The organism is Bacteroides sp. 3_2_5, assembly GCF_000159855.2.
Lineage (GTDB): Bacteria > Bacteroidota > Bacteroidia > Bacteroidales > Bacteroidaceae > Bacteroides > Bacteroides fragilis.
This window is the reverse complement of sequence record NZ_JH636045.1, coordinates 67,044-90,166: the sequence shown is the minus strand read 5'-3', so window position 1 is coordinate 90,166 and position 23,123 is coordinate 67,044. Positions and strand designations below refer to the sequence as shown.

Annotated in this window: 22 protein-coding genes and 1 pseudogene; 13 read left to right on the top strand and 10 right to left on the bottom strand. The window is 41.4% G+C overall.

The window, feature by feature from the left end; all coding sequences use genetic code 11:
- The first annotated feature begins 26 nt into the window (after window positions 1–26).
- The 7 genes from BSHG_RS04455 to BSHG_RS04485 are packed head-to-tail and all read left to right on the top strand — an operon-like array spanning window position 27 to window position 4,283.
- Window positions 27–899, top strand: a complete 873-nt coding sequence (locus BSHG_RS04455) for a DUF2589 domain-containing protein (RefSeq protein ID WP_005788700.1) — start codon at window positions 27–29, stop codon at window positions 897–899.
- 28 nt (window positions 900–927) lie between these two features.
- On the top strand, window positions 928–1,740 hold the full coding sequence (locus BSHG_RS04460) for a hypothetical protein (RefSeq protein WP_005788697.1): 813 nt from the start codon (window positions 928–930) through the stop codon (window positions 1,738–1,740).
- 16 nt (window positions 1,741–1,756) lie between these two features.
- Complete coding sequence (locus tag BSHG_RS04465; RefSeq protein ID WP_005788696.1) at window positions 1,757–2,371, top strand: DUF2589 domain-containing protein; 615 nt, start codon at window positions 1,757–1,759, stop codon at window positions 2,369–2,371.
- Window positions 2,368–2,604 (top strand): hypothetical protein, encoded by a 237-nt coding sequence (locus tag BSHG_RS04470; RefSeq protein WP_005788695.1) that lies wholly within the window; start codon window positions 2,368–2,370, stop codon window positions 2,602–2,604. The genes BSHG_RS04465 and BSHG_RS04470 overlap by 4 nt, the downstream gene beginning before the upstream one ends.
- Window positions 2,605–2,615: 11 nt before the next feature.
- On the top strand, window positions 2,616–3,122 hold the full coding sequence (locus tag BSHG_RS04475; protein ID WP_005798581.1) for a hypothetical protein: 507 nt from the start codon (window positions 2,616–2,618) through the stop codon (window positions 3,120–3,122).
- Window positions 3,123–3,128: 6 nt separating this feature from the next.
- Window positions 3,129–3,467: a hypothetical protein gene (locus tag BSHG_RS04480; RefSeq protein WP_005788693.1), complete on the top strand. Its 339-nt coding sequence runs from the start codon at window positions 3,129–3,131 to the stop codon at window positions 3,465–3,467.
- Window positions 3,468–3,488: 21 nt separating this feature from the next.
- Complete coding sequence (locus tag BSHG_RS04485) at window positions 3,489–4,283, top strand: N-acetylmuramidase domain-containing protein (protein ID WP_008660828.1); 795 nt, start codon at window positions 3,489–3,491, stop codon at window positions 4,281–4,283.
- 113 nt (window positions 4,284–4,396) lie between these two features.
- Here the strand turns inward: BSHG_RS04485 and BSHG_RS04490 are convergent, their stop codons facing one another.
- The 3 genes from BSHG_RS04490 to BSHG_RS04500 form a co-directional block, all read right to left on the bottom strand.
- On the bottom strand, window positions 4,397–5,371 hold the full coding sequence (locus BSHG_RS04490; protein WP_005798580.1) for a dihydroorotate dehydrogenase-like protein: 975 nt from the start codon (window positions 5,369–5,371) through the stop codon (window positions 4,397–4,399).
- Window positions 5,372–5,426: 55 nt separating this feature from the next.
- Complete coding sequence (locus BSHG_RS04495; RefSeq protein WP_005788686.1) at window positions 5,427–6,095, bottom strand: YggS family pyridoxal phosphate-dependent enzyme; 669 nt, start codon at window positions 6,093–6,095, stop codon at window positions 5,427–5,429.
- 146 nt (window positions 6,096–6,241) lie between these two features.
- Window positions 6,242–6,706: a DUF4494 domain-containing protein gene (locus tag BSHG_RS04500; RefSeq protein ID WP_005788684.1), complete on the bottom strand. Its 465-nt coding sequence runs from the start codon at window positions 6,704–6,706 to the stop codon at window positions 6,242–6,244.
- A gap of 337 nt (window positions 6,707–7,043) precedes the next feature.
- Between BSHG_RS04500 and BSHG_RS23355 the strand changes: the two are divergent.
- Window positions 7,044–7,258, top strand: a pseudogene (locus BSHG_RS23355) (hypothetical protein).
- A 334-nt stretch (window positions 7,259–7,592) separates the two neighbouring features.
- On the opposite strand, the gene BSHG_RS04510 reads toward BSHG_RS23355, so the two are convergent.
- The 3 genes from BSHG_RS04510 to BSHG_RS04515 form a co-directional block, all read right to left on the bottom strand.
- Window positions 7,593–7,907, bottom strand: coding sequence for a helix-turn-helix domain-containing protein (locus BSHG_RS04510; protein WP_005820814.1), 315 nt, complete (start codon window positions 7,905–7,907; stop codon window positions 7,593–7,595).
- Window positions 7,908–7,912: 5 nt separating this feature from the next.
- Window positions 7,913–8,299 (bottom strand): type II toxin-antitoxin system RelE/ParE family toxin, encoded by a 387-nt coding sequence (locus BSHG_RS0220650; protein ID WP_225550797.1) that lies wholly within the window; start codon window positions 8,297–8,299, stop codon window positions 7,913–7,915.
- 199 nt (window positions 8,300–8,498) lie between these two features.
- Window positions 8,499–11,411: a TOTE conflict system archaeo-eukaryotic primase domain-containing protein gene (locus tag BSHG_RS04515; RefSeq protein ID WP_008660817.1), complete on the bottom strand. Its 2,913-nt coding sequence runs from the start codon at window positions 11,409–11,411 to the stop codon at window positions 8,499–8,501.
- A 603-nt stretch (window positions 11,412–12,014) separates the two neighbouring features.
- Between BSHG_RS04515 and BSHG_RS04520 the strand changes: the two genes are divergently transcribed.
- The 5 genes from BSHG_RS04520 (at window position 12,015) to BSHG_RS04540 (ending at window position 18,747) form a co-directional block, all read left to right on the top strand.
- Complete coding sequence (locus tag BSHG_RS04520; RefSeq protein WP_008660813.1) at window positions 12,015–12,665, top strand: DUF4858 domain-containing protein; 651 nt, start codon at window positions 12,015–12,017, stop codon at window positions 12,663–12,665.
- A gap of 908 nt (window positions 12,666–13,573) precedes the next feature.
- Window positions 13,574–15,211 carry a bifunctional metallophosphatase/5'-nucleotidase gene (locus BSHG_RS04525; RefSeq protein ID WP_008660811.1) on the top strand — a complete coding sequence of 546 codons (1,638 nt, stop codon included), beginning with the start codon at window positions 13,574–13,576 and terminating at the stop codon, window positions 15,209–15,211.
- 173 nt (window positions 15,212–15,384) lie between these two features.
- Window positions 15,385–15,642 carry an OadG family protein gene (locus tag BSHG_RS04530; RefSeq protein WP_005798575.1) on the top strand — a complete coding sequence of 86 codons (258 nt, stop codon included), beginning with the start codon at window positions 15,385–15,387 and terminating at the stop codon, window positions 15,640–15,642.
- Between the two features lie 34 nt (window positions 15,643–15,676).
- Window positions 15,677–17,512, top strand: coding sequence for a pyruvate carboxylase subunit B (locus tag BSHG_RS04535; protein WP_005788675.1), 1,836 nt, complete (start codon window positions 15,677–15,679; stop codon window positions 17,510–17,512).
- Window positions 17,512–18,747: a sodium ion-translocating decarboxylase subunit beta gene (locus BSHG_RS04540; protein WP_005788673.1), complete on the top strand. Its 1,236-nt coding sequence runs from the start codon at window positions 17,512–17,514 to the stop codon at window positions 18,745–18,747. Before BSHG_RS04535 ends, BSHG_RS04540 begins: the two co-directional genes overlap by 1 nt.
- Window positions 18,748–19,174: 427 nt before the next feature.
- Here BSHG_RS04540 and BSHG_RS04545 read toward each other — a convergent pair whose 3' ends face one another.
- The 4 genes from BSHG_RS04545 to BSHG_RS04560 are packed head-to-tail and all read right to left on the bottom strand — an operon-like array spanning window position 19,175 to window position 23,117.
- Window positions 19,175–20,224, bottom strand: a complete 1,050-nt coding sequence (locus BSHG_RS04545; protein WP_005798572.1) for a mannose-1-phosphate guanylyltransferase — start codon at window positions 20,222–20,224, stop codon at window positions 19,175–19,177.
- Window positions 20,225–20,239: 15 nt separating this feature from the next.
- A complete protein-coding gene (locus BSHG_RS04550) occupies window positions 20,240–20,668 on the bottom strand; it encodes a BT0820 family HAD-type phosphatase (protein ID WP_005788667.1) in 429 nt (142 codons plus the stop codon).
- Between the two features lie 27 nt (window positions 20,669–20,695).
- Window positions 20,696–21,793 (bottom strand): OmpA family protein, encoded by a 1,098-nt coding sequence (locus tag BSHG_RS04555; RefSeq protein WP_008660808.1) that lies wholly within the window; start codon window positions 21,791–21,793, stop codon window positions 20,696–20,698.
- Window positions 21,794–21,800: 7 nt separating this feature from the next.
- Window positions 21,801–23,117, bottom strand: coding sequence for a GldM family protein (locus tag BSHG_RS04560; RefSeq protein ID WP_008660807.1), 1,317 nt, complete (start codon window positions 23,115–23,117; stop codon window positions 21,801–21,803).
- Window positions 23,118–23,123 lie beyond the last annotated feature (6 nt).

Genomic DNA, 23,123 nt, shown 5'->3' with positions numbered 1-23,123 from the left:
AGTAACAATTTTAAAAAACAATTATTATGGCAGTTGACAAAACACCGTCGCAGGTTGCAACCAGTGCGTTGCAGGCGATTCCGTTCGGTTCTATTATTGGTGGTCCGTTGAAAGCATGTGTGGAAGCACAGGCTTTGGCAGCAAAAACAACTTGGGAATTTATTCAGAATGTAGGTATAAATGTTAATCCCGAAACCGGTGAGAAGACAGCAGTCAATGTTTCTTTCTCTTTCATTCAAGGAGGACGTTTGGTCCAGTTGAATATTCCGTTGTTGACCATTGTTCCTATCCCTTATATTGCAATCCGTGAAGTGGATATTAATTTTAAGGCTAATATCAGTGCTTCCTCTTCAACAACGGCAGAGACGAATGAATCTGTATCTAAGGATGCGGCTTTGAAGGCTTCGGCCAGTATGAGATTCGGATGCTTCAAAATGAATGCGGATATGAACGCAAGCTATTCATCGAAGAAGGATTCTAAAGCAACTTCCGATTCTAAGTACAGTGTAGAGTATACCATGGACGTGGCTGTAAAAGCCGGACAAGACAGTATGCCCGCAGGTCTTTCTAAAATTCTGGAATTGCTGGGTAACTCACTGGATGTTTCCGATCCTGCCGGTACACTGGAAGTGAACAGCAACTTGCTGCTTATTGAAAATGGTAAAGAAACAGTACGGTTGATTGCCACCTATAAGGATGGCAGCGGTCTGTTGGCTCCTGACAAACTGACTATTACAGGAACCGGAGCCAATGCGGCCGACTTTAAGGTAAGTGGTGACAGTAAGATTATCGACTTGCCGGAAGGTACATATACTATCAAAGCAGAGGGAAGCAAGAAGGAAGTGATTGTCGAAGTGAAAAAAGATACGGCAACTCCCCAGGAAGAGGTAACGGAATAACGTTAATTAAAACTTAAAAAATCATATTATGGCTCAGTTAAGTTCAGTAATCGGCTCTATATTGCGTGATATCGTTTCGGCACAACACGAAGCAAATCTTTATTCGTTGTCGCTTGGCGACTCTTACGGAAAAGACGGAAAGGCGAAAGATTTTCAATTGCCTAATGTTATGGTAAGCGATATGGAACTGGATTTGAAATATGGTGTGAAAAGTGCATCGGAAAGTCAGCAACAGTTTAATATCAAGTATGATAAGTTCCGTCAGTTCCTTAAAGAACTGTGCGAACAAGTTGCCAGGGTAGCCATTAGCAGTGCTGTCACCACAGTGATGACTTCGGATATAGAGAGAAATGAAGGAGAGAAACACTTCTTTGAACGGCTTAAAAAAGAAAACAAACTTCATCAGGAATTCTGCACTTTTCTGAGCCGTAATATGAGAAACTCTTTCCGAAATAATCTCTATGATGCCGTAGACAGTAGTAATGGTTCTGTGAATAACGATGTTGTGATTAGCAGACTGACGGATGTCGTACGTAAAAAGTTTCTTTACGATACAGATCTTGATGATCTTTTTGCCGGAGAAGATGGAGAAAAACTTCGTGATACCGCTGAAAAGAATATTATAAAAGCGATGGAAGCTATTGTAAAAAAACTGTCGGTAGATGCCAACTTTAAAAGTCTTCATTCATTTCCACAGCTGGATGTGGCCATCACGGCTGATGAACTGATGAATATGCCTGAAGAAGCGATACACAGTTTTAAGATCAAGTTCAGTCCTCGCAATTATTCAGTCAGTCAAACGGATGATGATTCGTTACTGGAAGATTTTGTGATGCGATAAAATCAAATGATATAATATGGATAATAAGAAAGTTAGGAGCACTAGTAGCCAGGTAATGGAACTTCAGCAATTGATTGCCGGTCCTTTGATTGCAACTATTGAAGCGGATTCATTATCTTCACAAAGATATCTGGATTATCTGATGAAAATCGCATTTGAATCCTATGATCCTGTGACAGGACGGACCGGTAAGATACGTATGCTTACGTTCAACTATCAGAGTCAGGATGCCGGCGGGGGAAGAACGCAAAGTGTAAGTATACCGATACTGACATTGGTACCTCTGCCACTGTTGCAAGTACAGGAAGCAGATTTCGATTTCGATATTAAAATTCTGGATGCACTGTCGGAAACAGCTGAAGAGAAATTTTCACTGGAAGAAGGTAAAAGCCTGAATGAGCCGCAAAGTGGAGGAGGATTTAAACTCCGGGCTTCACTGGCTCCCAAACAGGGAGAAGGCAGCAGCACTTCGAATGTGCAGCAGAGCTTGTCGGCAAATATGAAAGTGAAAGTGAAGATGCGTCAGGCAGATATGCCTGCGGGGTTGTCTAATCTGTTACATCTGACGGCGAGCAATATGCAAGTAGAAGAAACTGAAGCTGAAGAAATAACGGAAGGAGGAAATAAATGAATAATGTAGCCGAACATGCCCGTGAACAGAAAGCCGGGATGAAGTGCCCGCAATGCGGAGCATTTATTGAGACATCGATCTTTGAATTATTGACATCCAATGCCTTGCAGTGTCCATCCTGTCACTTGCGTTTGAACATAGACCGCATGAAGTCGAAAGCAGCTTTTGACGCATTGCGGAAAGTTCAGAATGCGCAGGAGAATTTGGAGAGAAAAAGCAAGTTCAACGGTTAAACGGACGAGGCATGAAATTGACTTTTTTCAAGCGGATGGGGGAGAAGATCCGCCATCCGTTCCGAAAGGAAATTCCGAAAACAATTCCCGTTGTAGAAACTGCCCCTCAGCCGGTAGCGGATAATGCAACCGAAGCAACGGCAGAAGAATCTTCTGTCATAAGATCGGCAGATCAATGTGGGGAACAGGCACGTTATTTTTTACTAAGAAATAACAAGCCGGTTGGTAAACCTTTCAGTTATTATCATCCCGAGATACGGATCGTTCATGTCGGTAGTTTTGTAAATGCCTTTTTATTTTTCTTGCGTATGTGCGATCAGCGTCTGTTGACCTATCGCCAGACCGGAGAATATCTGCATTGTACAGCCGTTTTTCCGGATGAAAGCGGTAATTTGTATTTCACGAATAAAGTGACTTGCCGTAACAAGGAAAATACTGTTGCGGTCCTGAAAATTGATTATGTTGGCCTTAAGCCAAAAATCACTGAAATTAGATTTGAATTAAATATTAAAAAATGAAAGAGTATGAATCCTATATTGAATAAAATGGGCGCAAATGCCAATGAACAGAAAAAACTCTTGATGGAGTGTGTGTCAATGCTTGAAAAGTATGTGAACAGATTTCCGGCAGAAAAGGGATGTGCTTCATTCTCCGGAGAAGATATGAAGCTGTGGAAGGAAGTTTATTTTCCGAAACTTGTTCAGACGGATATTTTGTTGGACGGTAAATTTTTCTGTGGCACGTCGTCTGGTAATAGTGGTATTGGTACAGACGGTTATTTTACCGGTTATGAATTTTTCCAGTTTATTTATCGTGCCTACAAGGCGCTTTATGAACTGGAAAAGGCTTCACAAATGAGATGATAAATAAAAAATAATTGGAATATGAAGACTATTAAATTAGGTTATGAAGGTGAAGAAGCTCTCTTGCTGTGTCGGGAGTTGAAACGCAATGGTTATTCAGTAAAGGAAAGCCGGACTTTTACACAAGAAATGAAAGAATCGGTTGTTGATTTTCAACAGAAAAGCCAACTGGATGCTGATGGAATCGTGGGATACCGTACCTGGGAATCCCTGTTTTTTACAGGACGTCCCACTACTGAACGTTTGACTGAAGAAGATTTTATTCTTGTGGCCCGGTTGCTCGATGTGGAAGTGGCTGCTTTAAAAGCGGTACAGCAAGTAGAAACAGGAGGGAGAGGAGGATTTTTTGCTCCCGGTAAGCCCGCCATCCTTTTCGAAGGTCATATTTTCTGGAATCAATTGAAAAAGCGGAATGTCAATCCTGAATCGCATGTGAAGGGGAATGAAAACATTCTCTATCCCAAATGGGAGAAGGGACATTATAAAGGCGGTATGGGTGAATACGATCGTTTGGAACAAGCCCGTAAGATCAATCATGAAGCAGCGGATGCTTCTGCCAGCTGGGGGATGTTCCAGATTATGGGTTTCAACTATGCAGCCTGTGGAGAGAAGAGTGTCGACAGCTTTGTAAAAGCTATGTGTATGAGTGAATGTCGACAATTGGTGCTGTCCGCCCGCTTTATCAAACAATCCGGAATGCTTTCCGCTTTGCAAGCCAAAGACTGGGCAGAGTTTGCCAAACGTTATAATGGTCCTGCTTATGAGCAGAATCAATATGATAAAAAATTAGCAGCGGCTTACCAGAAATTTTCGTAGGACAATTATAACCTTTGAACCATCTCAATAAAATTTGAATTAAAAGAGAACTGTGGATTAAAAAAGAGTGGTGAACAAACTGTGAAGCTTGTTCACCACTCGCTATTATCATCTTACTTCTCAGAGAAGTATTTTAAGAACTGGGTACGTTCAAACATGTTGATGCCTTCCACATCTTTAGCGTTCAGCTTACCTTTGAATTGAGAAATGTGCTTAAATCCTTTCCGCTCCATCCATGCGCTAAGGAAGCGGTTCATTTCTCCTACAAACAGATTGGTGTTCTGGTAGATGGCACTACATATTTCGATGGCCGATGCTCCTGCTAAAATAGCTTTTACAATTCCGTCCGGTTTATGAATTCCTCCTGAAGCGGCATAATCAATTTTAGATACCAGTGAAGAAGAGATACCTATCCAACGCAGGGTTGTCGAAAGGTCGGATGCGTTGCTGAACACGTCTCCTGAAGTATGCTCCATCTTCTCTACGTCAATATCCGGTTGGTAGAAACGGTTGAAAAGGACAACAGCTGCTGCACCGTTGGCATAAAGTTGATCGATCAAGGCTACCGGATTGGTAAAGTTACTGCCCAATTTCATAATAACCGGGATGCGAATTGTTTTCTTGATGTGGCTCAGAATATCGATGTGACGTTGTTCAAATGAGCCGTATTTATATTGGATGTCCGATTGTAGAGCAAGAATATTTATTTCCAGTGCGTCTGCACCGGCTTCTTCTATTTGCTTTGCAAAGTCTACCCATTCAGCGTCGGTATAGCAGTTTATACTTGCAATAACAGGAATGGTGCATATCTTCTTGCTTTCTTTAATCAGTTCCAGATATTCTGCCAATTTATGATTACGGATATATTCAGCCAGATAATCACTTCCTTCCGGATAGTATGATGGATTCCTCAGACGGTCAGCTTCCATCATAATTTGTTCTTCAAATAGTGATTTCAGGACAATGGCTCCTGCACCGGCAGCTTCCAGCTTTGCGTTTTTAGCGGCACTGTTAGTAAGTCCCGAACTACTGATAATTACAGGATTTTTCAAAGTCAATCCCGCAAAAGTTGTTTTTAAGTCGGCCATGGTAATTATTGTTAATGGTTTTTTCAATGAATCTGTTACTTCATTGATTCAATTATTAATAAACTCTTTCCCCGAAGATTTTACTTCCTACTCTTACCAATGTACTGCCCTCTTTAATGGCCAGATGATAGTCATGGGACATTCCCATTGAAAGTTCGCAAAAAGTCGGTTCGTTGGCAAAATATTGTTTTTTCACCTCATGGAAAAAACAATTTAAAGAACGGAATTCCCGTTCGATTTGTTCTTTCGAATCTGTGTTGGTAGCCATTCCCATCAGTCCGCATATCTGTATGTTTGCCAATGCTTTCCATTCGGCGGCATTCAACATCTCTTTGCATTCGTCAAAACTGAAACCAAACTTGGTTTCTTCTTGAGCGATGTGTATTTGCAGTAAACAGCGAATAACTCTTTCTGCCTTTATGGCTTGTTTGTTCACTTCTGCCAGCAGTTTGTAAGAGTCGATTCCGTGTATCATGGACACATAAGGCGCCATATACTTGATCTTGTTTGTCTGCAAGTGCCCGATAAAATGCCACTCAATGTCTTTGGGCAGGCTTTCATACTTGCCTGTCATCTCCTGCACTTTGCTTTCTCCGAAAATTCTCTGTCCCGCGCGATAGGCTTCTTCAATGGCTTCGTTCGGATGGAATTTCGAGACTGCAACCAGTCGAACGCCGGATGGCAATTCGGCCAGGACCTGCTTTAAGTTATCAGTAACATTCATTTTTATACTGTTTTGAGTTCATTTCACCACAGATTACACGGATTTTCACAGATTGATAATTTTTTATTTCATTGAAAATTAGATTAAAACATCTGTGTTAATCTGTGTCAATCTGTGGTGAACTTAGTTCATTTCCTTATATAATATTATACTTCCGGTTTATCATTAGGCTCAGAACTATATGGATATACATCCATTATTGCTGTTTCAGCAACAGAACCTATCTGATAATCAGCCATTGTACCTTTCATGCCTTCGTCCAGCTTTTTTACAGCATCGCGCAGGTCAGCTGCCTGTACCAGAACTTGTGTCGACGTTTTTTTCTCAGCACCACTTTTTTCGTCTAGTGTGATAAAAATCAGTTTACACTTAAACCAGCGGTCAGCAGCTTCTTCTTCGCTGGGGAAAAGTTCACTATAGTTGGCTCGTTTGATATCCGATACGGTAAATTCTCCTGTAATGAACGGGGTCATCTCCTCAATAATGCGTGCTTCTGCTTCTGTAAAGCTGAGTGCATCCACGAGATAAGGTTCAGTAACTTTCTTGTTCATTCCGTTTTCCATCAATTTCTCGTAACGGATCTTACACTCAAACCAAGTATGCATTGACATATTCTCTTTTGATTTTTAAGTAGTTAATATATGATTTTCTATATAGATCTGCCTATATGCTAATCTATTCTACTACAAAGATAGTTCAAAATCTCTCTTTATGCTGTGATAAAGATAAGAATTTATTGCCAGTTTATTGTAATTTATCACCTCACAGCCCGGAATAGGGGCTTATTGAGGGATTTTTAGTTGATGAATTCGTAAGTTGGCGTTGGGTATACAATTTCTACAACATATCAAGTATGTGGGATTTAGTGCCTCATTGGAGAAAAGATCCAGACACCTGTAAGATCAAAACCATTTCTTGCATATATGCGCGGAATAAATAATGGATAAAATGAATAAAGTGGTTTACGTATATCTCGTCTTTGAGAAAAAAGACTATTTTTTCGGCAGCATCGCCGCCATTTATGACCACCTGAGCGCGGAACAGGTCGGAGCCGGCTACCATACGCTCTGGAATGTCCGGTGGAAAGAGACGTCGGTCATACTACGTCCAGGGCTATTATAAAGGTCAGAAGGCTTCTGCGTGCCTGTAGTGGCAGGAAGTGACCTTATGTCGGGGTAGCCGTAATTTATGGCAATAGTGATTGCTTGAGGAGTGGTCCGCAAGTGGAGGGTAAATTGAGGCAATATTACCTTGATTTTAATAAAAAGCCTGTTTCCCGGTAATATTCAGCGGTAAATTTGTCTGTTTCCGGATAAATTACACACCTGTTTCCGTGGTGCGTTTCATTAGGAACTGCAGGGTTCCGGATTTAGAGAAATGGTATCATTTGATGGCGAGAGACCGGAAAGAGAAGAGGCGTTAGAAGCAAGCAAGAAGGAACTGATTATACAAAAATAGCCTATACGGTTTATATAGACTATTCTTTTTATATCCGGGTTACCACAAAGCGACTTTTCCTAAATTGCCAATTTCAAGTTTAGCGCTTATTCCCATAGCCTTGAAAACTCTGGAAATAGTAGAAAAAGTCAGGTTCTTCCCATTCTCGATCCGGGAGATCTGCGCTCTTTGTACCCCGATCAAGTTGCCTAATTCCTCTTGGGTCAGATTCTTTGATTGCCGGGCTTGTTTGATCGCTTCGCCAATCAGAAACGAATGCAAGTCCGCTTCAAACTTATCTCTCTTGGGAGTGTCTTTTTCTCCTATGTGCCTATCTAATATTTCTTCTTCTGTATAAAACTTCATTGTTTCCATACGCTTTATTTTTTTGAGTTAAAATATGCTTTTCTGATCTCTTCGGCTTTGGTTGTTTCTTTGGGCGGTGTCTTTTGAGTCTTCTTGATAAATCCATGCGTGGCAATCACCAACGTGTCTGCGCCGTTATCTTTGTCCCAAAAGGCCAGCAGCCTGTATTTTACTTTTTTATAGAATGTCCTGAACTCCCAAATGTCCGTATCATCTAATTTTTTAAAGAGTTCGGGGTCAATCACAAACTTCGCTTTGGCAATGTTGTAGATGATCTTGTCTTTGATCTTTGAGGGTAAGTGATTCAGAAAATCGTCTGCCTCCTTTGAATATACAACCTTGAATTTAGCTTTTACTTCCATTACTTTTATTTTGATGCAAATATAAGCAAATGGTTCCATATAAAGAAACATTTTTCCAAAGAAATAAAATAAATTAATATAAAAGACAACTTCCCGGTATGGGGCTTTTTGTGTACCGTTTCTTAATTGGATAATAATAAACAAGGCATTCAGGAGTAAAAAATGTTCCCGTTGTTCAAAAGAAGAAGAACGAGTGGAGTATCGGTGGAATAAATGGAAGAAAACCATTACATTTTAATCATTGTGTCGTGATGTCGTGTTGTTTGTCGCTACAGAAAATGATATCCAAAAGTTCGGTTGCAAGTTTAAAATCTGGACATTTTATGATACTATCTTCTTCTGTCGGATAACCAAGGAGATTAATGCTACCATACCAAACTATAGATTTATCAATGACACATGAACATAATGACAAATTGGGTACAACCCTTACGAATAATCCTTGTTTTTTTAGATACTCTGTTTGTTCGTTTGAAGCGGATGTAATAATCGCTACTTCAATGCCGTTTGTTTGAAGCTCTTTTAGAATTTTGACAAATGCGTTTCGTTCTGTGTGATAGAGTTTTGGAGAAGATACTACAACGGATTGTTTTGAACTTTTCAATGCTTTTGTAAATGACTGACGGAATGTGCTTCCATTGAAAATCTGTCCTTCATATGAAGATGATTGTAAACTATCGATATTGTCAAATAAGGTAAGGTTGTCTTTGGACAATACACTATAACCAATAGCAGCATATCCCTTGAGCCGTTTTCGGTACATGTTTTCGCAAACAGGTTCGTGTATATCAACATAATCATAGACACGCACATCTGTTTTACCTTCTCTCTCCCGATGTAAGCGACCAGCATATTGGGCAACCAGCCCTTTCCATGATATAGGAAGAGCAAGAAATAGCGTATCCAATCGTGGATAATCAAATCCTTCGCCAATGTATTTTCCTGTAGCCACTATCACAAGAGGGGCATCTTGCGGTATGTCATACAGTCTTTGAAAGGCTTCTCGCTTGTTCCTGGTTGACCCTTCTCCTGTCAGTTGGATTACATTGGCGATATGTGGTTCCAGCATCTCGGCAAGCAATTTCACATGAGATGTTCTGTTTGTCAATATAATAGGAGTGCGACTTTCCGCTACATTATGCAGCACGTCTTCTACAATAAGTGTGTTTCGGATTTCAGACTCAGAAAGCGATTGCGATAATGCCGTAAACGACTGTTTGTCATCAGTTATTGGACGATAAGATGTGAATCTGGGCACAAGATAACGCCGAAACGATTGTTTTTCTATTTGCGCTTTAGCATCAGACGAGTATCGAATAGGTCCGCATTGCATAAAGATGATGGGTTGCAAACCATCCTTACGGATTGGCGTAGCCGTAAGCCCGTAAACAAAATGCGATGTGATGTTTTTAAGTACATTTTCGAATGTTACGGAAGACACGTGATGACATTCATCCACAATGACCATTCCGTATTCTTGAACGAAAGGCTTGACTTCACCATTTTCTAAGCATGATTGCATAAGTGCAATATCGATAACTCCATGTAGTGTGTTTGAGGTTGAATCTAAACAGCCGATGGGCGAGAAAACATTCTTTCTACCACGCTTCTTGGGAATATCTGGTTCTGTGAAATCAATGTCAAGAAATTCGGAAAGGCGTTCATGCCATTGCAAAAGCAATGCTTTTGAGTGAATCAGTATGAGCGTGTTTATCTTTTTTCGGGCAATCAATGCTGCTGCCGTTACGGTTTTTCCAAAAGCGGTTGTTGCTGATAATACCCCATTGGTGTGAGCCATGAGGGTATTGATGGCATTTAATTGCTCTTCACGTTCCTTGCCTTTAAATGCTACGGCAATATGTTTGCCTTGATTAGTTCTATCTACTATTTCATAAGTGACACCAAGAGATGATAGCATTGCTGTTATTGCGTCTTCGCAACCACGAGGCATTACAATATATTCATCTGTGAAATCGGCACGACAAATAATGCGAGGAACATTGTAAGTGGAGATTCGCATAGCCTGTTTACTGTAGAACTCAGGATTCTTGAATGCTGCGATACGTTTAAGATGATTGACTACCGTATCGGAAATGGAGTTCAGTGGAATGTATATCTTATCCGATTTGTTAATTTTCAGCCTCCCATCGAAATCATTCCGTGTAATATTCTGAATAACAGGGGACTCCCACGGTTTTGTCTCTGAAGATGTTGCCAATGCTCCAAAATCTTCCTGCCGGTATTGAGCCAGTAATCCATCCACAACACTTTCATCTATCTTCTTTATACCGTATAAATAAGCCCATTGGTCTTTGAAAGGTAGAAATTCTTCATCTACAAAAACACTGTTGCCTGCTTTTCTTGCTCTGCCTTGCAATGGCAAGGCTATCAGATTTCCGAAACCACCTTCTGGTAGCCTGTCTTGATTGGGGAAAAAGCGGTCGTATGAATCAAATGTAATACGCCCGTTTAGTTTCATGGCTTCTGTCAGGATGGTGTTGCCTAATTTCCTTGCTTTGTAGGAAGGTATAGGCTCTTTAAAGAAAGTCCATATGTGCGCCCCGTTACCGGAGCGTGAGCGTTCTATGCTGTATGGAATTTCCCAGTCCCTGCAAACTGCAATGAAAGCCAATACATCCTCTTTGTATCCGTGAGTGCAATTCTTGTCGTCAAAATCGGCACATAGAAAAGAGCATTTATTGTCGAGGGTAATAGCGTATAGCCCAATTACGTCACATCCATTTTCATCTTTTCCCTCCAAATGGCGATAGATGTTTTGGTTTGTCAAAGGAGCAAAGTTTCGGTTCGGGCATTCTGTGCACTTGTTTCGTTTTTTGTCACAGGCACCTTTGTACCATTCGTTGATACAGACCGGTTGATAGCCACCTTTTTCAGTGGTCTTGCTAAACCATCTTCGTGCAAAGACATCTTCACGACCTTTGAAGAAACTGCGAAACAAGGCAACTTTTTCGTCAAGAGAGAGCTTGATGGGAGGAAATGTGATGGAAGAGAATGCCGACTCGTTCGTAATATTCCTGGCAGGATATATAATGCCGTGTTGTAGAAGAATTGATTTCAACTCTTCGTTTTCATCCAATAGGGTATTATACCTCTTAATTAGAGCATCGTATTTCTCCTGAAGATTTTCCATCTCATTTTGCAGCTAATAATTCGTAAAACAGTACTATTCCAAAATTTAAGAAGGTCCCTGCAAGAACATATTCGGTTTTAGCGGTATCCTTAGAAACAACCAACTATTCATAATTTTCAAAATTTATCTTGAAGCAAGTGGCATAGTTTCTTTGCTTCAGTTCAATGGTTTTAGATGCTGATAATGAAGTGGAAGACACTATATCTGCAGAAATGGTTGTATACATATTTTTTGCTTTTTGTTTCAAGTGCAAAAATAATAATTTTATCTGTCGCTGTCAAGAACAATAGCCTATAAAAGCTATAATGTTAATTTATAGATGATTTAGGCTGTAATTTGGAAATATGCACTATATAGGCTATGCAGTGATTCTGTATTATTATATGTGAAAATGATAGTTAAGACTAAAAATGGTTGCTTTTAATTCTGTATTCCATACACTTGTAAAGTAATACTTAATGGTGTTAAATATTATGGGGTGCGTAGGGACAAATCGAAGTTTCATGTTCTTAATTATAATATATGGTTACTTGTTTATTTATTGTATGAAAGTAAGGAAATGCAATACATGATTGATTATTCTTAATTAATGGCAAAGTGTTGATGAGATTCATTTTATTTATCATATTTTCTTTATGTTTGCCTTTGGTCATGCAAGGACAAGGACAAAATGTGTGGACACAAAATGACTCTTTGAAGTTAAAGAAAATATTGGCAGGACAAGCTGAAATCCGAATTAACCGGGAGGCATTAAGAGAACTCGACAGAGTTTTTTCTTCTCCACGACGCTTATTTAAATCTCAATCTCATTCTGCCATTTTACTAATCAAAGATTTCCTATTGTACAGACCTAACGTCTTTACAGGTAAATACCATATATCCACTTTTAAAGTTAATGAGTTGAATATCCGGCAAGATTCGCTCTTCATGAATGTCCACATGTTGGGCAATAAACAGTTATTTATAAAATCCCAGTTGGATATAGGGGATCCCCGAGTATTGATAAAGAGGAAAACTGATATACAGTTTAAGTTTACAGACCATTTGGCGTATCGTGTTTATGGTGGCTATACTATTGATAAGAACCGAACAGTAATATTGCCAACTACAGCTACTCCATATTATGTGGGCACAGGTTTTTCTTATAGTCTCAATAAGAAATTACAGTTAAAAACAGGGATAGAGTATCAGTACAATGTTGTTTATAAGCGTTGGGAATGGGTTTGGAATTCCGGTATCCGTTTTAACTTTTAATGATTTCAAGCTAGATTCTCTACTTGTGTTGAGCCATGGAATAAACCTTTATATGCTTTACTATATAGATTGGAAGATTTCGTTAAAATAGAGTGGTCTCTCTGATACAAGAAAGTATTTTTATAAATACAGTTTGTTATCCTTATAATTAACATTGTTAACTCCCTTTCTCAGCCATTTTTATTCTTGTGTGCAAATAACAAGCCTTTTGCATTTAAAACACTTGTTATTTGCATCCAAAGAATAAACTTTAACTCTGTGTTAAAACAAAGCTTTTACTGACAGATGTTTTGAATTTTGAATAGTTTGTATTTCAGCTTGTTAAGTCTGATCTTTACTTCTTAAGCTTACTGAAGATCTCTGTAGACTAAAACCGATATACTTGCTTTTTTGTCAACTATGAAAAGAGGGGCTGTACTGTTCCCTTTCTTTCATAATCTGGCAGTCTGAGAATGGCATTTACTTCGTTCACTTCGTTAATGCCTAATCTTTTCAGGATATCTGCCAAACCCAGATAATTGTGGGCCATTGTATTAAAGGAGTATCCTGGTATCGGTAGAGGAACAGAATCCTCTTTCCCCTCGGGGGAGGGGAACTGCAGTTACGGATGCTCCGTTCTATGGGAATGGTACGAGTGAACGTTTATTTAATATCGGTCTGTGTCTGCCTTCGGGACCTACATTGACAGATGAGGATATCAGGAGAGTGGTGGATACGATCAGGAAGATGTAGTGAAACTATAATATTCATTGCAAAGAGAATCGGCTGGAATGTTCTAAATGTTTCAGCCGATTTTTTGTATTCAGTTTACTGTTCCGGTTGTTTGCTCGTATAACTTTTATTTGTGGTGCGTTGCTTTTGGATATATTTTTTTTACCTTTGTGGAAAATAAATAAAGGAATATACTTATGGAAAAATTGCATATCCGGAAGATTGCTTCATTGGGGTTGATGCTTTGCTTTTTTACGGGGGTAGGAGCACAGACACCTGTCAAAGTGGAAAAAAGGAAAGAGCATAAATCGAATACTGTAATACCTGTTGTCAAGGGAAATGTGACAGATACCTTGTCACTTGTATCATTTAACGATTTTCATGGAGCCTTTGCCTGCGATAAGGGTGTTCCCGGAGCCGGCCAACTGGTACAAACAGTGTTGACACAGAAAGAGAAAAATAAAAATACCATCGTGCTTTCTGTCGGAGATAATTTCAGCGGAAGTTATTTCTCAAGAATAACCAGAGGCAATCCGTTACCGGAAATGTTTCAGGAAATGGATGTAAAAATGTCCGCTGTAGGCAATCACGAGTTTGATTGGGGATTACCCTATCTGACGGATACGGCGAAGGTATATATGAATTTTGTGGCAGCCAATATTATAACGGATCGGGGAGATACGTTGGAGTGGGCTAAACCTTACCGGATTGTGACTCTGAATTTGAAGAATGGAGGAACGGTGCGGGTGGCTTTCGTAGGGTTGACAACGACTGATACGGCACATAAAACGAGTCCGGAAAATATAAAGGGACTGGCTTTTGTGCATCCTGTATATGCAGCCCGTGTCGAGACTGCCTGTCGGTTGAAGAAAGAAGGCAAAGTGGATATGGTAGTCCTCTTGATGCATATCGGCACTAACATGAAGAATAGAGATATTATAGAAGAGGAGAATGCTAAATTGCTGCCTTTCCTGAAAGGAGTGGACGCAATCATTTCCGGGCATTCTCACGAAGTTGTTCTTAGTAAGGTGAACGATGTACCCATTATCCAGGCAGGGGTAAACGGTACTCATATCGGTAAGTTGGATTTTAGAGTAGTGAAAGAAGAGGGCGGCAATCGCATCTCTTATATAGGAGGTGATACAATTCGGACAGAGGGGCCGTCTAATGCACATATCGATTCGTTGGTCGATAAAGTATTGGCGGTATACGGACTGTCGGAAAAGCTGATTTTGGCAAAAGATGCCCTGATCCACGATCGTACCATTAATAAATGGGAGTACACTCCGGTGGGAGCTTATGTGACAGCTGCCTACGTCCGGAGTTTCTTAGAGAATGAAAAAGTGCCTGCCGAATTGAAAGTGTTGCCCGTCATTGGGGTAAATCATTTTGGTGGTTTACGTGCCAGTATTCCGGCGGGTGAGGTCACAAGGTTGCGTGCCGGCAATGTGCTTCCATTCGGTGGTAACGTGGTGGCTTATGAATTTACGGGTGAACGGTTGAAGCAATTATTGGACGATGGACGCAGGAATAAAAACGGTTTTCTGCAAACTTCTTATTTAAAACTACATTTGAATTCGAAAGGAAATGTTGAAACGATAACCGACTGCCGTACCAATAAGATAATCCGTGATAACGATAAATGTATCGTTGTATTGGATGCTTTCATCACCTCGGGTGGCGACGGTTATGACAGCAAATTATTTTCAGGTTATGAAATAGGAGATTTTAATAGTCAGAATCTTGAAACAACTGTGGCTTTTATCGATTATTTGAAGAGTCTGAAAGGGTTTGTTTCCTCTGAGGCTGCGCCGATACCCATAGTACAAAAGTAAAAAATCAGAGCTAAGACAAAAGCGATCAGGCGGCTCAAAATGTATAATTACATTTTAAGCCGCCTGGTTGCTTTTGTGTTTTTTAAGTTTTTTATCTTTCACTTATTAATAAATTATTGCTAAATTCGAACGATTTTTTGCAAATTGACATTGTTTACTAATAATTTAATTATATGGAAAATTTGGAAACAGCGCTTCTACTGATGGTAGTCGGGATGGCAACTGTCTTTGCTATCCTCCTCATTGTGATCTATTTAGGAAAGTTACTTATCTCGTTGGTTAATAAATATGCTCCTGAAGAACAGCTTCCTGCAAAGCAAGGTGCCCAATCACCGGTTCCTATTCCCGGAAATATTGTTGCAGCCATTACGGCGGCCGTTAATGTGGTGACTCAGGGAAAAGGGAAAGTGGCTAAAATCGAGAAAATCTGAAAATTAATCTTATAGAATAATACCGAAAACGGAAATGAAAAGAGAAGTAAAATTTAGTCTGGTTTTTAGAGACATGTGGCAGTCTGCCGGTAAATATGTGCCTCGGGTAGACCAGTTGGTGAAGGTAGCACCTGCTATTGTTGAAATGGGATGTTTTGCCCGGGTAGAAACAAACGGCGGTGGTTTTGAACAGGTAAATTTATTGTTTGGTGAAAATCCGAATAAATCGGTGCGTGCATGGACAAAGCCTTTCCATGAAGCCGGGATACAGACACACATGTTGGATCGTGCTCTCAACGGGCTTCGTATGAGTCCTGTTCCGGCCGATGTGCGTAAGTTGTTTTATAAAGTAAAGAAAGCACAGGGGACGGATATCACCCGTACATTCTGTGGGCTGAATGATGTACGCAATATCGCTCCTTCTATCACTTATGCCAAAGATGCAGGAATGATTTCGCAATGTTCGCTTTGTATCACCCATTCACCAATCCATACGGTGGAATATTACACCAATATGGCACTGGAACTGATAAAACTGGGGGCGGACGAGATTTGCATTAAAGACATGGCAGGTATCGGACGCCCCGTTTCTTTGGGCAAGATTGTGGCAAATATCAAAGCTGCGCATCCCGATATTCCTATTCAATATCACAGCCATGCAGGACCGGGCTTTAACATGGCCAGCATTTTGGAAGTATGTGAAGCCGGGTGTGATTATGTAGATGTCGGAATGGAACCGTTGTCGTGGGGCACAGGACATGCCGATTTATTGAGTGTACAGGCCATGTTGAAAGATGCGGGATTTCAGGTACCTGAGATTAATATGGAGGCCTATATGAAGGTGCGTGCCCTGATTCAGGAATTCATGGACGACTTTCTGGGGCTGTATATCAGTCCGAAAAACCGGTTGATGAATTCATTGTTGATAGCTCCGGGACTTCCGGGCGGAATGATGGGAAGCCTGATGGCAGATTTGGAAACGAACCTGGAATCTATTAATAAGTATAAGGCAAAACACAATCTTCCTTTTATGACACAAGATCAGCTTCTGATCAAGTTGTTCAATGAAGTGGCTTATGTATGGCCCCGCGTCGGATATCCTCCTTTGGTTACTCCTTTCAGCCAGTATGTGAAAAATCTTTCGATGATGAACGTTATCGCGATGGAGAAAGGAAAAGAGCGTTGGGGAATGATCGCTGATGATATTTGGGATATGATTCTGGGCAAAGCCGGACGTCTGCCGGGCAAGCTTGCTCCTGAAATTATAGAGAAAGCCGAGAGAGAAGGACGGAAATTCTTTGAGGGAAATCCGCAGGATAACTATCCGGATGATCTTGAGAAATATCGCAAACTAATGAAAGAAAAGAAGTGGGAGACAGGCGAGGACGATGAAGAACTCTTTGAATATGCGATGCATCCGGCTCAATATGAAGCTTATAAGAGCGGAAAAGCGAAAGAGGATTTCTTGGCTGATGTAGCAAAACGCAGGGCTGAGAAAGAGCAGGTGCCTACGGAAGAAGCGAAACCTAAAACACTTACGGTACAGGTAGACGGGCAAGCTTACCGGGTGACAGTTGCTTACGGAGACACGGAACTGCCTGTTGCACCGGCTTCACAACCGTCTGCTGCTGCAGGTGAAGGGAAAGAGGTACTTTCTCCGCTCGAAGGAAAATTCTTCCTGGTAAAGAATGCGCAAGAGACTCCGCTCAAGGTAGGCGATGCGGTGAAAGAAGGTGATGTGCTTTGCTACGTGGAAGCAATGAAAACCTATAATGCCATCCGTGCCGAATTTGGTGGAACGGTAACAGCTATTTCTGCAAATCCCGGTGATACGGTTTCTGAAGATGATGTATTAATGAAGATAGGATGATGAACGGAATATTTGAAAAATTATATGATATGACTGCCTTCAGCAATATTGTTGCCGAACCGCAGTTTCTGGTGATGTATGTCATTGCCTTCGTTCTCTTGTATCTGGGTATAAAGAAACAATACGAGCCTCTTTTATTGGTGCCGATTGCCTTTGGAGTGCTGTTGGCTAACTTCCCCGGTGGAGGAATGGGAGTGATACAGGCTGACGAGAATGGCATGATCCTGGTGAACGGAGTAATGAAGAATATCTGGGAGATGCCTCTCCATGATATTGCTCATGAATTGGGACTGATGAACTTTGTGTATTATATGCTTATAAAGACAGGGTTCCTTCCCCCGATCATTTTTATGGGAGTGGGGGCCTTGACGGACTTCGGACCGATGCTTCGCAATCTGCGTCTGTCTATATTCGGGGCTGCCGCTCAATTGGGTATCTTTACTGTGTTGTTGGTAGCTATCCTGATGGGATTTACACCCAGTGAAGCAGCTTCTTTGGGAATTATCGGTGGTGCGGACGGACCTACGGCCATCTTTACCACCATCAAGTTGGCTCCGCATCTATTGGGCCCGATCGCGATTGCCGCCTATTCTTATATGGCATTGGTTCCGGTTATCATTCCACTGGTCGTTCGTCTTTTGTGTACCAAGAAGGAACTGAGTATCAATATGAAAGAGCAGGAGAAGAAATATCCATCGAAAACGGAAATTAAAAACCTCCGTGTATTGAAAATTATTTTCCCGATTGTGGTGACTACGGTCGTGGCTCTGTTTGTACCGAGTGCAGTGCCTTTGATCGGTATGCTGATGTTCGGTAACCTGGTGAAAGAGATCGGTGCCAATACTTTCCGTCTGTTTGACGCAGCTTCGAATAGTATCATGAATGCGGCAACCATTTTCCTGGGTTTGTCGGTAGGAGCCACGATGACAAGTGAAGCTTTCCTGAACTGGACGACTATCGGTATTGTGGTAGGAGGATTCCTGGCTTTTGCTTTGTCGATAGCAGGAGGTATCTTCTTTGTGAAACTGGTGAATCTGTTTACGAAGAAAAAGATTAATCCGCTGATTGGTGCTACGGGACTTAGTGCGGTTCCTATGGCCAGCCGTGTAGCCAATGACATTGCTTTGAAATATGATCCTAAAAATCATGTATTGCAATATTGCATGGCCAGCAATATCTCGGGAGTGATCGGGTCTGCCGTAGCGGCAGGGGTGCTGATCTCTTTTCTGTCTTAATCCGGGCTGACCGGTTGCTATTTTGTTTGGCTATATTCTGTTGGCCTTTATTTCCTGGACCATAACAGATCAGGCTGAATCTTAAATAGGAATCTGCATAATTAATTTGTATAAAAGCTTCCGGTTCCTTTTTTTAAAAGAAGGACCGGAAGCTTTTTTTATACTTTATCGTTGAAACATTTGGTATGAATCTTTCATTTTAAGGTTGAGATTGGTGACTTGGACGAGATAGTCTTTAAAGAAATTTTCGGATTGGATCTTGAATCACAAGTTGTAGAATACGGGCATAAAAAAATGTTCCTCCGACCACGCCTGGCCGGAGGAACACACACAAACAAAACAAATAAAAGCAGTCACGATTCGCATCGGGACGCCCCTACACCCGGTATTATAACCGGGATTTATAAATATTGAAAGGGATCAACATTTATTCTTTTGAGAAATCTTTAATTCGTTGCTCTTCTGATAACTGGCATATTAATAATATATTGTCTTTTTCGGCTATGATGTAATCGTTCAGCCCTTGTATGACTACTCGTTTTTCCTGTGAGGCATGCACCATGCAGTTTCGACTTTCATACATCCGGATATCCGGTCCTACTGTTGCATTTCCTTCTTTATCTTTTGGCAACAAGGTGTGTAATGCTCCCCAGGTACCTAAGTCCGACCACCCCATTTGGGCAGGTAATACATAAATCTCTTCCGCTTTTTCCATCACTGCATAATCTATCGAGATACTTTCGGCAGTGGGGAATAGCTTCTTCACGCTTTCTTCCTCGCGTTCTGTATAAAAGTCGGGATATATCCGGTCAAAAATCTGAGCTATCCCCGGTGCATATACCCGCATTACGGCTGTGATCGTTCTCACATTCCAAACGAATATTCCTGCATTCCAGAAGTAGTTGCCTGCTGCCAGATATTTTTCAGCAGTTTCTTTATCAGGCTTTTCTTTGAATGCTTCTACGTGGAATATTTCTTTGTCTCTCGTTATCGGTTCACCTGCGGCGATATATCCATATCCGGTTTCCGGACGGGCAGGTTTTATTCCCAATGTGATGATGGCACTGCTTTTATCAGTGAACAAAAGCGCTTTCTCAATCACCCTGCGAAATTCAGTGGTATCGATTACCACTTGATCGGAAGGAGTCACGACAATGTTGGCTTCCGGATATTTCTTTTTTATTTTCCAGCAGGCATACGCAATGCAGGGAGCTGTATTTCTGGGACAGGGTTCTGCCAGTATATTACTTTCCGGGATACCCGGCAGTTGCTCCCGAATAGTATCTATATACTTTTCCGAAGTGACCACCCACATGTTCTCCTGTGGACAAACATTACCGAATCTCTCTACAGTTAGCTGAATCAGTGTTTTTCCACATCCCAATATATCTATGAATTGTTTGGGACATTCCGGTGTACTCATGGGCCAAAATCGACTTCCTATGCCACCGGCCATAATTACTACATGATTGTTCATTGTCAACCTCTTTCTTTATTTGTTACGTTTGCCGAGCAGTTTCTCTATCCAGCTTAAATCGCCGGTCGGTTTCTGCCTGTCACATAGAACAGGTTCGTATGGCTTTTGTTCATGGATCATCTGGTAGATGGTTCCCCAGTCAGGCAAACCTCCCAGGTTCCGGTCATCAATAAACAGGTCTGCTTTCAGTTTACGGGAGAATCCGTTATGACTCTTTTCTTCTTCCGGATAGTCCTTGTTGACAGAATAGAAAAAGACTCCCCGTTGGCGGCACCATTCAATCGCTTCTTCAAGCAATTCTCCTTCGCGTACGGTCCATAAGATAAGCTTATGTCGCTCCTGAGCCAATATTTTCAGGGTTTCTGTTGCGAATGGAATTTCTTCTCCGATCTTCGGATAGCGGTGTTCTACGATGGTACCATCAAAATCAACAGCAATCGTCATGTGATTAGTGTGTGTGAATTGTGATTATTATTTGTTTTCAGGAATGTATACAATCATTGCATTACATCCCGTTTTGTTTTCATATCCCATCGCTTCCGGTGTCGATTCCGAAATGCGTTCGGGAGAGATGTGATATTTCTCTATCAATATCTTCCGGATGGCTTCCGAACGACGTTTACGCAGCTCCTGATCCGCTTTTTTGTCGGTCAGGTTATCACTGAAAGCAATGATCCGGATACTTGCGTTATTATTCTTCATCCATTCGCCAATTCCGTCTATTTTCTGTCCCTGCTCTTCGCTAACGAACGAGCTGAATTCGTCGAACATAATATCGATGGAGAGTGCATCCTTTTGCGGAACAATCATCAGGTTTTGCCCGTCTGTTATTTTCCGGCGTTCCTTTAATTCCTGCTTCATTTGCATTACCTCTTCACAGAGCATCCCTATTTTCTCCTTTATCTCCAGCAGATCCACTTCCGGTAGATAGAGGGGATGGATGCTGTTGTCCACGCTCTTCCGATATTTATCTCTGAAAGTATATGCAAGTCCTATTGTGAGGTTGCTTTGCATATAAATTTTGTTGTTCAGTTCTTTGCTGTAGTATTTGGGTAAAACCTTTAATCCCGGTTCTATAAATATGCTGAATTTTCTGTTTACATTGTACGAAGCCTGAATCGAGAAGTTACCCGAAATAGTGTTGACCCTTGTATATTTCGGATCATTGTCCCCAAAGTCATAATAGTTGAAACCGGCACCCAGAATAGCCGCCAGATTAAATCTTTTGAATCCATTGTTTCCTATCAGAGTCAACATATAATCCAGGTTTGCGCTGAGTTGCGTGGCTTCTGTGTCATTCCCTATCCGGTTCTTACCGATCTCTGCAGTGGCTCTGAATCCCGAAAGAGGCGTCAGATATACACCTCCGGAGATTTTGCCGCCTGCATATACGTTACCGATTGTCTTGGTCAGCCATTCTCCATTCAGGGCACCGGATACAAACCAATTTCCTCTTTCAAACTTTTCCCTGGCGTTTGGCTGTTCCTGTGCCTGTAAGTTACAGGTTGTCAGCAGCAGTACTGCCCCAACGATCCATCTGTTTTGTTTCAATCCCAATATATTTGTCATGGTTGTGTTATATTAATACGACATTGATTGATGCAATCTGTTTCTTTTTGTTTCCCGGACCGGTCACAACAATCGAAGTGATATAGAATTTATCTCCTTTCTCCAATTGTCTGATCAGTTCCATTTGCCTGGCCGAGAATTTGTTCCCGGTGTTGGGTATTGAAGTTACCGCTTTACTGCTTCCTTTGATCAATACCATTTCAAAGCTGCTGATCTCGTAGTTGGCTTTCGGACCATCGCTGATTGAAGCTCCCAGCTGTGTCATGTTGGATACCAGCCGTTTGTTAATGGGCACATTTCCCCGGTATTGCACCGTTCTCCCGTTTTCATCCGTGCAGAGTATATAAGGTGTCGGATCGGGCAGTGCCTTTACGGTATACCGGTATTCGGCCAGTTGCCTTGCCACCCCGTTTTTTATCTGTGTGGCGGTAACTGTCGCTGTCTGTGCTTTTTCGTCGGGAACGGCTATGCAATGGTTTCCTCTTTTGAGTATCTTTCCGTTCGTCATCCGGAATGTCACCTCGTTGAACGGTATTCCCGCAGTCAGTATATTTAGCGGGTTTTCATAGTCGGTATACAAGATACTTGTTAAGGCGGGTGTGATCTGTACTACAGGCAGGTCCACCGTTCCATCTTTATTTACTATCATCTGGTCTTCATTGATGAATACAAAAGCTCCGCCTTTTCCATCTTCTGCCTCTTCGTACAGCAGTGACCGATATACTTCATTCACGCACATCAACACCTCTTCCTGCATTTTATTGATAAATGTCACTCCACCGATGGCAGGAAGATAAGAGAAGGTTTCCTTTTCCCAGGATATTCCGGTACCCGGACTTTCCGTATTGAGGTAAGTGCCTACCAGTTGTCTGTGTGCATCATTCTTGATCAGCGATAAAGCGTCTTCTTTGAATGTATCCAGTGAGAGCCTGAGTGCTTTCCCTTTCCCCCCGGTGACCGACAGAAATACCTCCGGCACAGCGTTCAAGTCATCTTTTGCTTTTAGCTTGCCGGCTTCATATTTCTCTTTGTCCGCTTTCCGGGCGATATCTTCTTTCAGTTCCTCCAGTGTATCCATTAGTTTTCCTGCCGCCGCATCTATGTTCTGTGCAGATAAAGCCGCTTTATCATTTCGGCTGTTAATTCTTTCCAGTAAAGTCCGGTTATATTCTTCCAGCTTTTTTATTTGTGGAAGGTAGTCGTTGTTCATTCGTCCATACCCCTCTAAGACATCCGACGATATATTGATGGCCAGCATAGCAATCAATACCACGTACAGCAGGTTAATCATCTTTTGCCTTGGCGGCAATGTATATTTAGCCATGTCTCT

Excerpts from the sequence above, each read along its gene's own strand:
- BSHG_RS04545 (WP_005798572.1), bottom strand. The coding sequence starts at position 20,224 with ATGAACAATCATGTAGTAATTATGGCCGGTGGCATAGGAAGTCGATTT.
- BSHG_RS04530 (WP_005798575.1), top strand. The coding sequence starts at position 15,385 with ATGGAAAATTTGGAAACAGCGCTTCTACTGATGGTAGTCGGGATGGCA.
- BSHG_RS0220650 (WP_225550797.1), bottom strand. The coding sequence starts at position 8,299 with ATGGAACCATTTGCTTATATTTGCATCAAAATAAAAGTAATGGAAGTA.
- BSHG_RS04540 (WP_005788673.1), top strand. The coding sequence starts at position 17,512 with ATGAACGGAATATTTGAAAAATTATATGATATGACTGCCTTCAGCAAT.
- BSHG_RS04510 (WP_005820814.1), bottom strand. The coding sequence starts at position 7,907 with ATGGAAACAATGAAGTTTTATACAGAAGAAGAAATATTAGATAGGCAC.
- BSHG_RS04485 (WP_008660828.1), top strand. The coding sequence starts at position 3,489 with ATGAAGACTATTAAATTAGGTTATGAAGGTGAAGAAGCTCTCTTGCTG.
- BSHG_RS04480 (WP_005788693.1), top strand. The coding sequence starts at position 3,129 with ATGAATCCTATATTGAATAAAATGGGCGCAAATGCCAATGAACAGAAA.
- BSHG_RS04560 (WP_008660807.1), bottom strand. The coding sequence starts at position 23,117 with ATGGCTAAATATACATTGCCGCCAAGGCAAAAGATGATTAACCTGCTG.
- BSHG_RS04525 (WP_008660811.1), top strand. The coding sequence starts at position 13,574 with ATGGAAAAATTGCATATCCGGAAGATTGCTTCATTGGGGTTGATGCTT.
- BSHG_RS04465 (WP_005788696.1), top strand. The coding sequence starts at position 1,757 with ATGGATAATAAGAAAGTTAGGAGCACTAGTAGCCAGGTAATGGAACTT.
- BSHG_RS04475 (WP_005798581.1), top strand. The coding sequence starts at position 2,616 with ATGAAATTGACTTTTTTCAAGCGGATGGGGGAGAAGATCCGCCATCCG.
- BSHG_RS04455 (WP_005788700.1), top strand. The coding sequence starts at position 27 with ATGGCAGTTGACAAAACACCGTCGCAGGTTGCAACCAGTGCGTTGCAG.
- BSHG_RS04520 (WP_008660813.1), top strand. The coding sequence starts at position 12,015 with ATGAGATTCATTTTATTTATCATATTTTCTTTATGTTTGCCTTTGGTC.
- BSHG_RS04460 (WP_005788697.1), top strand. The coding sequence starts at position 928 with ATGGCTCAGTTAAGTTCAGTAATCGGCTCTATATTGCGTGATATCGTT.
- BSHG_RS04515 (WP_008660817.1), bottom strand. The coding sequence starts at position 11,411 with ATGGAAAATCTTCAGGAGAAATACGATGCTCTAATTAAGAGGTATAAT.
- BSHG_RS04470 (WP_005788695.1), top strand. The coding sequence starts at position 2,368 with ATGAATAATGTAGCCGAACATGCCCGTGAACAGAAAGCCGGGATGAAG.
- BSHG_RS04550 (WP_005788667.1), bottom strand. The coding sequence starts at position 20,668 with ATGACGATTGCTGTTGATTTTGATGGTACCATCGTAGAACACCGCTAT.
- BSHG_RS04535 (WP_005788675.1), top strand. The coding sequence starts at position 15,677 with ATGAAAAGAGAAGTAAAATTTAGTCTGGTTTTTAGAGACATGTGGCAG.
- BSHG_RS04495 (WP_005788686.1), bottom strand. The coding sequence starts at position 6,095 with ATGAATGTTACTGATAACTTAAAGCAGGTCCTGGCCGAATTGCCATCC.
- BSHG_RS04490 (WP_005798580.1), bottom strand. The coding sequence starts at position 5,371 with ATGGCCGACTTAAAAACAACTTTTGCGGGATTGACTTTGAAAAATCCT.
- BSHG_RS04500 (WP_005788684.1), bottom strand. The coding sequence starts at position 6,706 with ATGTCAATGCATACTTGGTTTGAGTGTAAGATCCGTTACGAGAAATTG.
- BSHG_RS04555 (WP_008660808.1), bottom strand. The coding sequence starts at position 21,793 with ATGACAAATATATTGGGATTGAAACAAAACAGATGGATCGTTGGGGCA.